The following is a 13,749-nucleotide window of genomic DNA, read 5'->3' as shown; positions in this document are numbered from 1 at the left end:
TGCAATGTCAGACCCCCTATGTCTGTTTTTACCTGTTGCTCTTAATTTCACATAATCCCATCCCGGACGACATTTTTTGTTGCTGTTGTGCTAAATGCCTGCTACAGATATATCGAAGTTGTTTACTAATAGCTAGTAGTCGCGATGAGCATAGATTTAGCGGTTGGCTATTTATGATCTGTAGTCCTTTATATATAGCTGAATCAAAAAATCTAAGACAACCTTAAATTTTTATTCGCAAGTCTAGCATTCTCTGAGATTGAGAGGTATGATATCTTTACATTGGCTCTAATAACTATGTAAGTATTGATAGGACAAGTACGGAAAACTACGTATTTATACAGAGATAAAGCGCCCGACAGAGACGGTGATGTCTAAGTAGAGACGCTTTCACTCACGATTGGCGAGCGTTCGGTAATTGATTAATGCAAAAGAGGTGCACGCATGACCGATCTAATTAAGGTACAAGAAACTGCCAACTACAACGAGCGATCGCTCAAAACTCTGGTCAGATCCATCACAATGTCTCAACACCAATTCTCGCTAATTTTGGTGCGCTGCAACTACGAGCAGTTGCGACAGCAAATAGCGCAGCGGTTGCGAGAAGTGTCCCCAGTTCCAATTCAAGATATCGTCCTGCCAGCTTCAGTCAAAACCCTTTATACTACTCTGCAGGCAAGCACTTTCCAGGAGGGGTACTCGCTTGTCGGTGCCACCTCGGCTTTGATGGTATTCGGTTTAGAAACAGTAGTAGCGATCGACGAACTGATGGCTTCTACCAATCAAGTACGAGACGAATTTCGCAAAAATTTTTCTTGCCCAGTCATTTTGTGGGTAACAGATGACATCGTGACCAAAATGATTCGTCTGGCCCCGGATTTCAAAAGTTGGGCTGCCGCCACAATTAAATTTGAAATGGGCGTTGACGAATTAATTAATTTCCTCGCTAAGCGGGCAGATACTATATTTAAAATAGGCGAACTCAATCAAGAACTCGCCAGCAGCAACGTCAGCACCCTCGCTAATTGTGAGACCTGCGAAACCCCCTGCGAAAAACGCGGCCTGGAGCGCGAAATTATCCCGGGAGAACGCTTTCTAACTTTTAAATCTCAACCCCAAAACCGAGGACAATCAGATGTCCACTCGTATTCGCCGTTGAGTCCGGGCAATACCTTCGATTTGGCGATCGGCTCTTTGCCACGCCGAGAACTAGAATTAGCTTTAAGAGATTTACAAAATCGCGGTGAAGAATTAGAACCCGCCCTCAAAGCCAGCCTGCAATTCGTTCTCGGTCGAGATTACTATGTCAGCGACCAAACCGAAACTGCCTTAATTCACTACCAAGAAAGTTTAGTATTTTGGCAGCAGAAAACTGGCAACTGGGAACTGGCAAACTTGGAACATTCCGAAAACCCAGAAACCTTCTCCTCCTTGTCGAAGCCTGTCCCCAAAATTTTATTTTTAGAGAGAGAAGGCATAGTGCTGTTTCACATAGCCCTGTGTCACCGCTTGCAAGCAGCCAGAAACCCGGTAGCCAACCGCCAGCACTGGGAAGAAGCTTGGATTAGCCTGGAACAATCTAGAAATGCTTTCTCCCTTGCCTCACGCCCGGAATTGGTAGCTGAGGTGACAGCACACCTCGGAGAAGTGCTGCAGCGCCTGAAAGCTTGGGGAGAGTTGCAAGCATTAGCTGAAAATTCTTTGCAGTTGCACTTCACTTACGGTACTCCCAGCCAACTAGCTCAAGATTACGGCTTTTTGGCTGAAGTTGCCCTGCAACAGTCGAGGTGGAGTCAAGCCCGCCAGCTAGCCGAGTTGGCTTTGGCGATTTTGGATCAAACGCCTAATGATTTGAGATTGCTGATTGAAGATTTGAGATTGGGGTTTGAGGGAAATTATCCAGAATTTCTGGGTACTAACGAGTCAAGTAACGAACCCAAATCTAAAATCCAACATCCTAAATCCGACAGGAGTTCGTATCTTTTACTTTTAGCGCGAAGTTTGCGACAGCTAGGGCAGTGGGAAGCGGCGGTTCATTCTTTGGAGTTGGCTCAATCTCAAAGCGAGCCGAAGTACGACCCCCGACTTTACATCGATATTTTGACGGAACTGCAAGCGGTTTATTTCGAGCAGGGAGAGTATCTTAAAGCGTTTCGGATTAAAAAAACCCAGCGGTCGATCGAATATCAATACGGATTTAGAGCTTTTATCGGAGCCAGCCAATTGCAGCAGCAGCGCCAAGCGGTCAATCCTTCAGGCCCCTCAGCTCAAAATCAAGCTGCCATCGCAGCGTCCATGACAGCTTACTCGCGCCAAACAGATATCAATAGCTTGCTAGAAAGAATTAGCAGGGACGACCATAAATTAACTATTATTCACGGGCCCAGCGGAGTCGGGAAAAGTTCTCTAGTCAATGCCGGCTTAGTACCAGCTTTGAAAAATATTACTCCGGGCGCGCGGGATACATTGCCCGTAGTAGTCAAAGTTTACACCGACTGGCTGGTGGAGTTAGAAAATGCTTTGAACAGCGCACTGTACGACAAACAAGCCGAAGAGGAAAGTAAATTAATCTCGAAAGGAGTACAGGAAATCCACAAAAGAAGTTGCTCGGTTATTCCTGCTCGCAGCTCGGAAGTCTCTTCTTTTATTATAGAGCAGTTGCGCGAGAATGCCACAAATAATTTGTTGACTGTGCTGATTTTCGATCAATTTGAAGAGTTTTTCTTTGTTTCGACTTCTGTGGCACAAAGACAACTTTTTTATAATTTTTTACGGTTGTTTTTGAACTTGCCTTATGTCAAGATAATTCTGTGCTTGCGCGAAGATTATTTGCACTACTTACTAGATTGCGATCGCTTCCCAAATCTTGATGCTATTAATAATAATATTCTCGACAAAAGTATCCGCTACCAACTGCGGAGTTTTTCTATCAAAGACGCGCGGGCTGTCATCGGACACTTAACCGAACGGGCGGAATTTTATTTAGAGCCAGCACTGATCGATGCTTTCGTAGAAGATTTAGCAGACGAACTGCAAGAAGTGCGACCAATCGAATTGCAGGTAGTAGGAGCGCAACTGCAAGAAGAAGGTATTACCAGTCTAGCACAATACCAGCAATTGGGGGACAATCCTAAAGCGGAATTAGTGAAACGATCGCTCGAAAGAGTTATCTCTGACTGTGGCCTGGTTAACGAAGACGCAGCTTGGAAAATCTTGTTTTCCTTGACAGATGAAAGAGGCGTTCGCCTGATAAAAACCAAACACGAACTCTCGTTAGTTACAGGCCCGCAGCCAGCCGATGCCCGGGAAACTGAATTATCGGCCAGCAGAAACAGAATTTCCCTACAGCGACAGTTCGCAAAAGACCCTGAAAGCCGACAAAAGAAAACCGACAACCTCGACTTAATTTTAGACATTTTAGTTGGTCACGGTTTGCTATTTCTGCTACGGGAAGCGCCCGAAGACCGCTATCAATTGGTACACGACTATTTAGTGCGACCAATCCGCCAAAGATTCGGCTTAGAAGCCAGACTCCACAAAGCAGAAGCAGACAAAAAAATGAGTCAAGCACAGCTCTACCGAGCCAATACTTTTCTCAAACAACTGCTGGGAGTAGCAGTGATCGGCGTCATGCTGCTAACCAGTTCCACCATCGCCGCCGTAAATTTTTGGTGGCGGGCAGTTGGTCAAAAACAGCTAGCTGTCGCTCAAACTCAGCGAGCTGAAATCAGTACCCTGACAGCAGCTTCTGAAGCACTTTATTTCTCAAACAACAAATTTGACGCCATGATGGAAAGTTTGAGAGCTGGTAAAAAGTGGAAACAGATCGAACACTCCCAACAAATGTATACTCTCAAAGATACCGAAATTCTGATTTCTGCCGCGCTCCAGCAGGCAGTTTATGGAGTCAAAGAACGCAACCGCTTGGAAGGACACGGCGATGTAGTTTGGGGCCTTAGCTTCAGTCCAGACGGCGAAACAATAGCTTCTTCCAGTGTAGATAAAACCGTCAAACTTTGGCGGCGCGACGGCAGTTTGTTGGCAACTTTCAAAGACCACACTAACAGCGTCTCCTGTGTCGCGTTCAGTCCCGACAACAAAACCATAGCCTCGGCAAGTTTAGATAAAACTGTCAAAATTTGGCAAACTGACGGCAGTTTGTTAGCTACTTTCAAAGGTCATACTAATAGCGTTACCAGCGTTGCTTTTAGTTCTGACGGTCAAACGATCGCCAGTGGATCTACAGATAAAACTATCAAACTTTGGAAAACCGACGGCACGCTGCTGCGAACGATCGAACAATTTGCTCCCGTAAATTGGCTAAGCTTCAGCCGCGACGGCAAAATAATTGCTGTGGCGAGCGATGACGGTACTGTGAAACTGTGGAGTTCTGACGGCCGGTTAATCGCTAATTTATGGCACAGCGAAAACAGACAACCCTCGAAAATTTACACCGTCAGTTTTTCCCCCGATGGTGAAATGATCGCCAGTGCGGGTGAAGATAAAACGGTGAAAATCTGGAGCATCGCTGCACTCAAACGCCCACCAACAGAAAATTCCACACAAGCCAAAAAAGGTGAACTGCTAACAACTTTGCGGGGACACAGCAAGTGGGTATTTGGTGTCAGTTTCTCTCCCGACGGTCAAACACTTGCTTCTGGAAGTGCAGACGGGACTGTCAAACTCTGGAGTCTTGCTGGTGTTGGCGACAAACGCCCAACCGATGCTAGCAACATTAAACCAGAGAGTCGCCTACTGAGAACTTTTGAGGGACACGCCGATCGAGTTACTCAGGTGAGTTTTAGCCCGGAAGGCAAAACCTTGGCTTCGGCAAGTTTTGACAAAACTATCAGGCTGTGGCGACTCGATGACGTGCCGCTCAAAACTCTCGACGGACACCAAAACCGGGTGCAAGGCGTTACTTTTAGCCCCGACGGCCAAAGGCTGGCTTCTGCTTCTACGGACAACACTATCAAACTCTGGAGCCGCACGGGGGTTTTGCTGGAAACCTTGGAAGGACACACTCAGAGAGTCGCCAGCGTCAGTTTCAGCCCCGACGGCCAGCTACTTGCTTCTGGGAGTTACGACAAAACGGTGAAGGTATGGAGTTTGAGAGAAGATGGCATGAATAATATTCTCCCTTGTCCTTCGGCTCCGCTATTCCCGTGTTCGCCTTCTGTGCTGTTCACTCTCGACGGCCACGCCGACAGCGTGATGAGCGTGAGTTTTAGCCCCGACAGCGAGGTTCTGGCTTCGGCTAGCAAGGATAAGACTGTGAAACTCTGGACTAGAAACGGCAGGTTGATTAAGACTTTGACGGGACACACAGGCTGGGTGACTGGGGTGACTTTCAGTCCCGACGGCTCGATGCTGGCTTCTGCAAGCGATGATGGTACTCTCAAACTCTGGAATCGCGACGGTCGTTTGCTAAGAACTTTTGAAGGAGCTCACAACAGTTTTGTGTTGGGGGTTGCTTTTAGCCCTGATGGCAAAATGCTGGCTTCGGCTGGTTACGACAATTCGGTGAAATTGTGGAAGGTAGATGGGACTTTGGTGGCGACGCTGCTGAAGGGTTCTAGCGACAGCGTGACTAGCGTTGCTTTTAGCCCGGATGGTTTGTTGGTTGCTTCGGGCAGTTACGATCATAAGGTGAAACTGTGGAGCCGCAGCGGGACTTTGCTGAAAACTTTGACGGGTCACAAGGATAGCGTGATGAGTGTGAATTTTAGCCCGGATGGGAAGGTTCTCGCTTCTGCGGGCCGGGATAATCGGGTGATTTTGTGGAATTTGGATCTTGACGATTTGCTGGTGAGGGGCTGTGACTGGGTGGGGGATTATCTGAGAACTAATCCTAATGTGAGCGATCGCGATCGGCGTCTCTGTGAGGGGGTTGGGGCAAAACCAAATCGATTTTAGACTTTCGATTTTAGATTTTAGATTGGGGGATTCAGTCGATTTTAGATGTTACTCACCCCCTTGAGGAGCTTGATCGCTAATTCCTCCCCCCTTCCCCCTCTCTCCCTCCACCCCCTCCGCCTCCCCCTTTCTCAAAAACTATTTTTTCTTTCCCCTTGCTCTCGGCTTCCTGTAAAGTAAATAATTGTAAAGAAAAATGAGTTTTCTCTTATCCTTTGGTTAAGACCGCCAGCTAGCATTCACAATTAAGACCCGGATTATAAGTTCCTATGTCACAGCTTTTCCCGCGAAAATTTCTAGCCTCTGTTGCCGCATTTTTTCTGGCTTTGTCCGTGTGGACGATCGCACCTGCGGCCCACGCTTTCAATAATCCCGATTTGTTGCCGTCAACTCAGACGCCGATCATTGACTTAGCTAAAGCGCTTACGGATATTGAAGAAGAAAATTTGGCAAAAAATTTAAAGGCATTTGAAGCCGAAACCGGCTGGAAATTGCGAGTGCTGACTCAGTACGATCGCACGCCCGGTTTGGCTGTCAAAAGCTATTGGGGGCTAGATGACAAGAGTGTGTTATTAGTTGCTGACCCCCGAGGGGGCAATTTGCTCAATTTTAATGTGGGCGACTCGCTGTATCCCCTGCTGCCACGCACTTTTTGGGTGGAACTGCAAACCCGCTACGGTAATCAATTTTTTGTGCGGGACAATGGCGAAGATCGAGCGATTATTGAATCTTTGGAGTCTATAGAAGGCTGTTTGCGTCAAGGCGGATGCCGCGTGGTTCCCGGTTTGCCGAGGGAACAGTGGGTTCTGACGTTAATTACGTCGGTGGTTGGCGGCGTCATCTGCGGGTTTGCGGCTCAGCCTCGGAAGCCGGGACAGGTTGTGGCTTGGCAGTGGGCTCTGATTTTTTCGCCGCTGTGGGGCATTCTGTTTTTCGCTTTCGGACTTGGGCCGGTGGTGACTCGGACTTCTGACTGGTTGCCTGTGGTTCGGAATGTGTCCGGTTTTGCGATCGGAGTTTTGGTGGCATTCCTGACTCCGGTGTTGGGCAAATCTTCGTCGTCGTCGGAAACTTAGTCATTTGTTGGCAGTTGTCAGTTGGCAGTTGCCAGTTGGCAGTTGCCAGTCAACAGTCAACAGTCAACAGTCAACAGTCAACAAATGACTAAAAGCTGGTAAGCTGATACCTGACAACTCACAGGCGACAGCTATCCAACAAATGGAATGGCACGTAAGCGATGCCCAGAGTCTGGGATTAATCGATAACGAAATTGGCGACCACGGTTTTTCAGCGGCGGAGTACGAAATAGTCCGCCGCGTGATTTATGCGACTGCTGATTTTGAGTACAAGTCTTTAATTAGTTTTTCCGATCAGGCTTTGCAGGCTGGGGCGGCTGCTTTGGCTGCCCGGACTACGATCGTGGTAGATGTGCCAATGGTGCAGGTGGGCATTACGCCCTTGATCCAAAGTACGTTTGCGAATCCGGTTTACTGTTCGATGGAGGCTTTGACGCGCCCCCAAAAGGAAAGGACGCGGGCGGCTTGGGGGATTGAAACTTTGGCAAGACGCTATCCTGAAGGGATTTTTGTGGTGGGCCAGGCTCAAACTGCTTTGTCGGCGATCGTAGATTTGATTGAATCTGAGGAAATTCGACCGGCTTTGGTAATTGGGACGCCTTCTGGGTTTGTGGGGGTTGACGTGGCTAAGTCGCGGCTGCATGATTCGATGATTCCTCACATTCGGATTGAGGGCCGCAAGGGTTCTGCGGTGGTAGCTGTGGCTATTGTTAACGGGCTGGTGGATTTGGCTTGGCAAGCTTACGGCCAGGAGGGGAACAGTTGATCGAGAAGTCAGCAGTCATTAGTCATTAGTTATTAGTCAGTAGTCATTCTATCTGTGAGATCATTTCCGGTTGCATCGGAATTATTAGCCAAAATTAGGAGACGGCAGTGCCGTTTCCCTACAATATTATTTTCGATAGGGAAACGGCACTGCCGTCTCCTCGCTTCTCATTCCGTTATTATCGGAATTGATATGAGCTCCGAGAAACCGGGTTTTTCACCTTAATTTGCGACTACAACCAAGTATCTCCCAAAAACCCGGTTTCTGCCCACGCACCCGTGCATAAGTCCCAGATTAATAATCAGCGGACGATCGCCTTTTTGTGCTTCTATTGTCATTATCTCGCTCTCGGTCTTTTTTCCTACCTTTTTTAATTTGCTGGCTCATCTCGACAAACAAATCCCTACGCAGATAAGGATAGTCGCTCACCCACACGTCACGGCTGGGAATATAAATATCTGAAACTTTGGCAATTCTGCCTAAATCTTCTTGATTTGACATGATTAACATTAAAGCAGCTTGGCCGGGGACAATTCCTTGGTGTTCTTTCCGCAAGGGAACTCGAAGTGTAGTGGTAAATCCGGTTTTGTCGCCAACTTCTAAGTTGATGCGCGGTTCTAGGTTGTCAATTATTACGAGTTGTCCTTTTTGATTGACTGTTTCTTCTTGACTTGTGACTTCATCTGTGATGTAAATATCCAAAACTCGTCCTTGCCAAAAACCGCAGTATTGATATTTGCGGCATTCTGCATTCCGCAAACTCGCCCACAAAATCGGCCCCCACAGCCAGTACAAACCAGCTATCAATCCGGTGATTAAAACTAGCGGCCCGATATCGGAACCGACGAAGCTGTAGACAACCAGCACGAGAATTACGATAACCGCAGAGATTAACATTCTCCTCAAGAAATCGGGCGGTTTCCCCCAGCAATATTTGTATTGGACTCCCGTGGCGACGGCGGGAATTAGTTCTTGAAAGGTTTGGCGGGTTAAGGGAATTAGCATAGGAAGTTGGGCAACAGATTTTGTAACTGATACAACGGATGTCTGTTTGGCAGCGGATTATATAAGGGTTTTAACGGATTGATGTTGAAGTCATAAATCAGAAGTTAGAAGTCAGAAGTTAGATTAATTCCATATTACCAATGACTGTTGACTGTTGACTGTTGACTGTTGACTAATGACTAATGACTAATGACTAATGGCTAATGACTACAATATCTTTTCCAGGCCGTAAACGAGCGATCGCAGTTCAATGACTTTGCGTATAGACAGCAAGACTCCTGGCATATAACAAGCTCGATCGCTCGTATCGTGTCGTAAAGTATAAACTTGACCGGCGCCGCCAAAAATTACCTCTTGGTGGGCAATTAAACCGGGTAAACGGATGCTGTGAATGCGAATCCCTTCATCCGCCACAGAACCTCGAGCTCCGGCTAATTTTTCGGTTTCCTCAACTTCTGGCGGATTGAAAGTTTTTCCCATTTCTGCTAACATTTGGGCAGTTTGAATTGCCGTACCGCTGGGGGCGTCGGCTTTTTGATTGTGGTGCAGCTCGATAATTTCTACGTGTTCAAAATACTGAGATGCCGTGACGGCGGCTTGTTGGAGCAAAACCATGCCGATCGAGAAATTGGGTATTATCAAACACCCAGTGCTAGCTTTATCAGCGAATTCAGCTAATTTTTCAATTTGCTTGCTGCTCAATCCCGTAGTGCCGACTACCGGGCGAATGCCGTAAGCTATCGCCGATCGCACGTTTTCATAAACTGACGAAGGGTGCGTAAAATCTACCATCACCCCTAACTGCTTTTCCTGAGCTGCTAATACCAGCATTCCTTGCAAGTCGTCAGTGATGGGAACTTCTAACGGGCCGCATCCGGCTAATTCGCCGGCATCGGCGTTGAGGCACTCAGGAGAGCGGTCTACAGCCCCAAATAAGGTCAGGTCACTAGCATGGGCGATCGCCTTAATTACTTCGCGGCCCATTTTGCCTGCAGCACCGTTAACAATCACCGGAATCGGAAGTTGATTCGCCATAATCTCAAAAATATCCTGAAAGTTCGATCGACTAAATTTTAACGCTTGTGCGAATTTGGGGAAACAAGGAATGAAAGACAGGATTTGTCGGCAAATCTTCAAAAACCCGGTTCCCATTCGAGAAATACTTGGCCAAATCGAGTAATTAGCTTAAAGAAACTCGGTTGTGGCACAAGTTCTGAAAAAATTACAATCAATCTCATATTAAGCTCAATTCTGTAAGAACAGACTTGTGCAAAGCTAATTTGCACCGACATATTTTTTCTGTGACTGCCAAATTTTCTCGAAATCTTCGATATGTCATGTCTGTGGCAACTAGCCTCAACCTGAGTTCTCAAAACCGACGGGTCAGGATTTTGCCTGCAATGCTTGCGGGCGCGACTGTAACGCTGCTGAATATGGGAGTTCGGGAGTTGGGAGGCCTGCAAAGCTTGGAATTGGCGAGTTTTGATTCGTTAGTGCGCTTGCAGCCAGATTCGGGGCCCGATCCGCGACTGCTGGTAGTGGGAATTTCGGAGGCCGATATTCAAGCTTTGGGGAGATTTCCGATTTCCGACGGTGCGATCGCTCAAACCTTGGCAAAATTGCAAAAGTATCAGCCAAAAGTCATCGGTTTGGATTTGTACCGGGATTTGCCTCAAGCGCCGGGACACGAAAAATTGCTGGCCGGGCTGAAAGCACCGAATGTGGTGGCGATCAACCAATTGAGCGATTCAGAAAGTCCGGGAGTGCCTGCGCCTCCGGGGATACCGCCCGATCGAGTTGGTTTTAACGACTTCGTGCTCGATCCTGATGGCGTTGTACGCCGCAATTTGCTCTCAGTCTCGCAACCAGACAAAAAGATTGCATTATCGTTTTCTTTGCAAGTGGCTTTGCTGTATCTCAAAGACAGAGTACAGCAGAAAAATAGCGCTGTTCATCCCCACCAAATCAACTGGGGAAAGGCAGAATTTGTGCCTTTAACTTCTGACAGTGGCGGCTATGCAAATCTCGACGCCAAAGGCTACCAAATTCTGCTCAAATACCGTTCTGGTAAGGAGGTGGCGCGACAAGTCAGTATCAGGCAGGTATTGAAGGGAGAAATTGACCCAAGCTGGGTTAAGGACAAGATTGTGTTGATCGGGACGACGGCACCGAGTACCAGAGATTTGTTTTTGACGCCTTACAGCCCGGTTAAAAAGCAAAGTCCGAAAATGCCGGGGGTGTTGCTGCACGCGCAAATGCTCAGCCAAATATTGAGTGCGGTTTTGGATGGACGATCGCTGTTTTGGGTGTGGCCGGAATGGGCGGAAATTTTGTGGAACGGTTCTTGGGCGATGGTTGGCGGGGTTTTGGCTTGGCGGATTCAGCATCCTGCGAGGGCGGGATTGGCTGGGGGTGCGGGATTGATGGGTTTGTTGGGGATTACTTATGGGATTTTTATTGGGGGTGGGTGGGTACCGTTAGTGTCGCCGACTTTGGGTTTGGTGGTGACTGGTTTGGGTGTCAGTGCTTACAGGAAGCTTTACGATGCTTTTCACGATTCTCTAACGGGTTTGCCCAACAGGGATTTGTTCGTGGATTGCTTGGGGCAGGCGATCGCCAATACTAGGGGCCGGCGCAGCTATCAGTTTGCGGTACTGTTTCTAGATTTAGACAGGTTTAAGGTGATTAATGATTCTTTGGGTCATTTGGTGGGGGATGAACTGCTGATGGCGGTGGTGCTGCGGTTGAGGGCGATTATTGGCTCCGGGGATACTGTGGCGCGGGTGGGGGGTGATGATTTTGCGATTTTGGTGAGGAATGTTGATGTTGAAAGTGCCGTGGATTTGGCCACTCGAATTCACCAAGCTTTAATTGTACCTTTTGAGTTGAAGGGGCAGGAGGTGTTTGTGACTGCGAGCATCGGGATTGCCCTGGGGGGCGAACCCGCTGCTACTGTCAGGGAACAGCCGGAACACTTGCTGCGGGACGCCCACACGGCGATGTACCGGGCGAAGGCTTTGGGAACGGGAAGGTATCAGGTGTTTAATGCTTCGATGCACGCTTTGGCGGTGGAGAGGTTGCAGTTGGAGACGGATTTGCGGATGGCCCTCAAGCGTCGGGAGTTTTTACTGCACTACCAGCCGTTTGTATCTTTGGCAAGCGGGAGGATTATTGGGTTTGAGGCTTTGGTACGCTGGCAACACCCGCTGCGGGGTTTGATTCCACCGGTGAAGTTTATTCCGGTGGCTGAGGAAACGGGGGCAATTGTGCCGCTGGGTGAGTGGGTGCTGGAGGAGGCTTGCCGGCAGTTGCGGCTGTGGGAGGAAATGTTTGGTTTCGATCGAGCTTTGATTATGAGTGTAAATTTATCTGGGAAGCAGTTTGCTCAGCCGGATTTGGTCGATCGCATTCAGGTGATTTTGCAAACAACGGGTTTGAGTGCCGAGAGTTTGAAGTTGGAGATTACTGAGAGTGTGGTGATGGATGATGTGGAGTCGGCGATCGCGGTTTTGAAGCAGATGAAAGGGTTAAATGTCAAGTTGGGAATTGATGATTTTGGCACTGGTTATTCGTCGTTGAGTTATTTGAGTCGGTTTCCTACGGATACTTTGAAGGTTGATAAGTCGTTTGTGGGGCGAATGGAGATCGAAAGCGAGGGGGAGAATGTGGCGATCGTGCGGACGATTGTGGCGCTGGCTCACGCTTTGGGTATGGATGTGATTGCTGAGGGTGTGGAGACGGCGGCACAATTAGCTAGGTTGAGGGCGATCGGCTGCGAATACGGTCAGGGTTATTTTTTTGCTAAGCCGTTACCGAGTGAGGCTGCGACTGCTTTGATGGCTTCTGAGCCGCAGTGGTAGTCATTAGTTATTTAAGGAGATGGTGGAGGAAGCGAATCCATATTAGACCTCTTGCAAAAAAAATCTATGCTATAATAGAAAGTTTTCAATTTAATCCCCCTAGAGCTAACTCATAATTATAAATTGCTGATAACAAATTACAACGCAGACCATAACGGCGGCGACGATTCCGATAACGACTCGACAAGATTTTAAAAATTTTCAGACTCCGGTTAACGTGTTCAATAACAATTCTTTCTTGTGCTAGAGCTCGATTGTAGTCTTTTTCTAAGAGAGAAAGTTCCCCATTTTTAGGTTTCTTTCTAGGAATATAACTATTGGAATGATAATCTTTTATGCCTTGATACCCACTATCTTGTAAGCTATCTGTTTCGGGATGAAAATGGATTTTACTTTTTTTAAACAAGCTAAAATCGTGGCAATGTCCTTGTCCAAAAGCAGTGCAAATAATTGCTCCTGTCTCTTGATTAATGACCAATTGAGTTTTGAGGGTATGACATTTCTTCTTGCCTGAATAATATTTCTTCTGTTTTTTTTTGGGTCGTTCAATAGCTGTTTCTGTGACATCGATCGCCACGACTGCTGGATAATCAGAGTTTTTGAGTAATGCTTTTTTCCCAGGAAGACGGAATTTTCCAGTTTTCATTAAAGTTGATTCGATGTCAATTACAATTCGGCTTCGGGTTGATTCAGATACTCCCCAATTTGTCGCAATATGAAAATATGTTCGATATTCTCGCCAATATTCCAATGCAACTAAGATCTGTTCTTCAAGAGTTAGGATAGTCCCACGCCCTCTTCTGTCTTTATGATTTTCTGACCTGAATTCTTCCAAGGCTTTAACCATTACTTTTAAAGTTTCAATTTTGACACCAAATCTACGTTTAAATTGATGAGATGTCAAATTTAGATAAGATTGATTTTTCATGATTTATTGATTGTGCAACAACCAATATAAGTTTCTAGTATCTTATCCTGTTTCTAGCAAGGCAAGAGTAAAAATAAGTTAAGAGTTGGGATTCAATCCAGTAAAGCAAAACTTTCCATTATACTCCCTTCCCGCTAGAAGACTATAGAATGAGATTATAGATATGTTGAATCGTGTTGGCAATTTGGATGGGAGTCT

General features: G+C 47.1%; 7 protein-coding genes. 4 read left to right on the top strand and 3 right to left on the bottom strand.

Going from position 1 to position 13,749, the window contains the following annotated elements:
- Positions 1-444 precede the first annotated feature (444 nt).
- From QUA36_RS20575 to QUA36_RS20565, 3 genes are all read left to right on the top strand, one after another.
- Positions 445-5,916, top strand: a complete 5,472-nt coding sequence (locus QUA36_RS20575; RefSeq protein WP_333458917.1) for a WD40 domain-containing protein — start codon at positions 445-447, stop codon at positions 5,914-5,916.
- Between the two features lie 269 nt (positions 5,917-6,185).
- A complete protein-coding gene (locus tag QUA36_RS20570) occupies positions 6,186-6,992 on the top strand; it encodes a TPM domain-containing protein (RefSeq protein ID WP_333163285.1) in 807 nt (268 codons plus the stop codon).
- 142 nt (positions 6,993-7,134) lie between these two features.
- Entirely contained in the window at positions 7,135-7,758 is a 624-nt protein-coding gene (locus QUA36_RS20565) for a precorrin-8X methylmutase (RefSeq protein WP_015179019.1), read from the top strand.
- 294 nt (positions 7,759-8,052) lie between these two features.
- Here QUA36_RS20565 and QUA36_RS20560 read toward each other — a convergent pair whose 3' ends face one another.
- Positions 8,053-8,763: a phosphate ABC transporter permease gene (locus QUA36_RS20560; RefSeq protein WP_333458916.1), complete on the bottom strand. Its 711-nt coding sequence runs from the start codon at positions 8,761-8,763 to the stop codon at positions 8,053-8,055.
- A 207-nt stretch (positions 8,764-8,970) separates the two neighbouring features.
- Positions 8,971-9,798: a 4-hydroxy-tetrahydrodipicolinate reductase gene (gene dapB / locus QUA36_RS20555; RefSeq protein WP_333458915.1), complete on the bottom strand. Its 828-nt coding sequence runs from the start codon at positions 9,796-9,798 to the stop codon at positions 8,971-8,973.
- 302 nt (positions 9,799-10,100) lie between these two features.
- Here dapB and QUA36_RS20550 point away from each other — a divergent pair, with 302 nt between their 5' ends.
- Positions 10,101-12,623: an EAL domain-containing protein gene (locus tag QUA36_RS20550; RefSeq protein ID WP_333455802.1), complete on the top strand. Its 2,523-nt coding sequence runs from the start codon at positions 10,101-10,103 to the stop codon at positions 12,621-12,623.
- A gap of 85 nt (positions 12,624-12,708) precedes the next feature.
- Here the strand turns inward: QUA36_RS20550 and QUA36_RS20545 are convergent, their stop codons facing one another.
- Positions 12,709-13,551 carry an IS5 family transposase gene (locus QUA36_RS20545; RefSeq protein WP_333458914.1) on the bottom strand — a complete coding sequence of 281 codons (843 nt, stop codon included), beginning with the start codon at positions 13,549-13,551 and terminating at the stop codon, positions 12,709-12,711.
- Positions 13,552-13,749: the final 198 nt, after the last annotated feature.

Origin of the sequence: Microcoleus sp. Pol10D4, from assembly GCF_036701555.1 — a bacterium.
In the GTDB taxonomy this organism is placed as follows: domain Bacteria; phylum Cyanobacteriota; class Cyanobacteriia; order Cyanobacteriales; family Microcoleaceae; genus Microcoleus.
The sequence above is the reverse complement of the archived record's forward strand: the minus strand, read 5'-3'. Positions and strand labels throughout refer to the sequence as shown.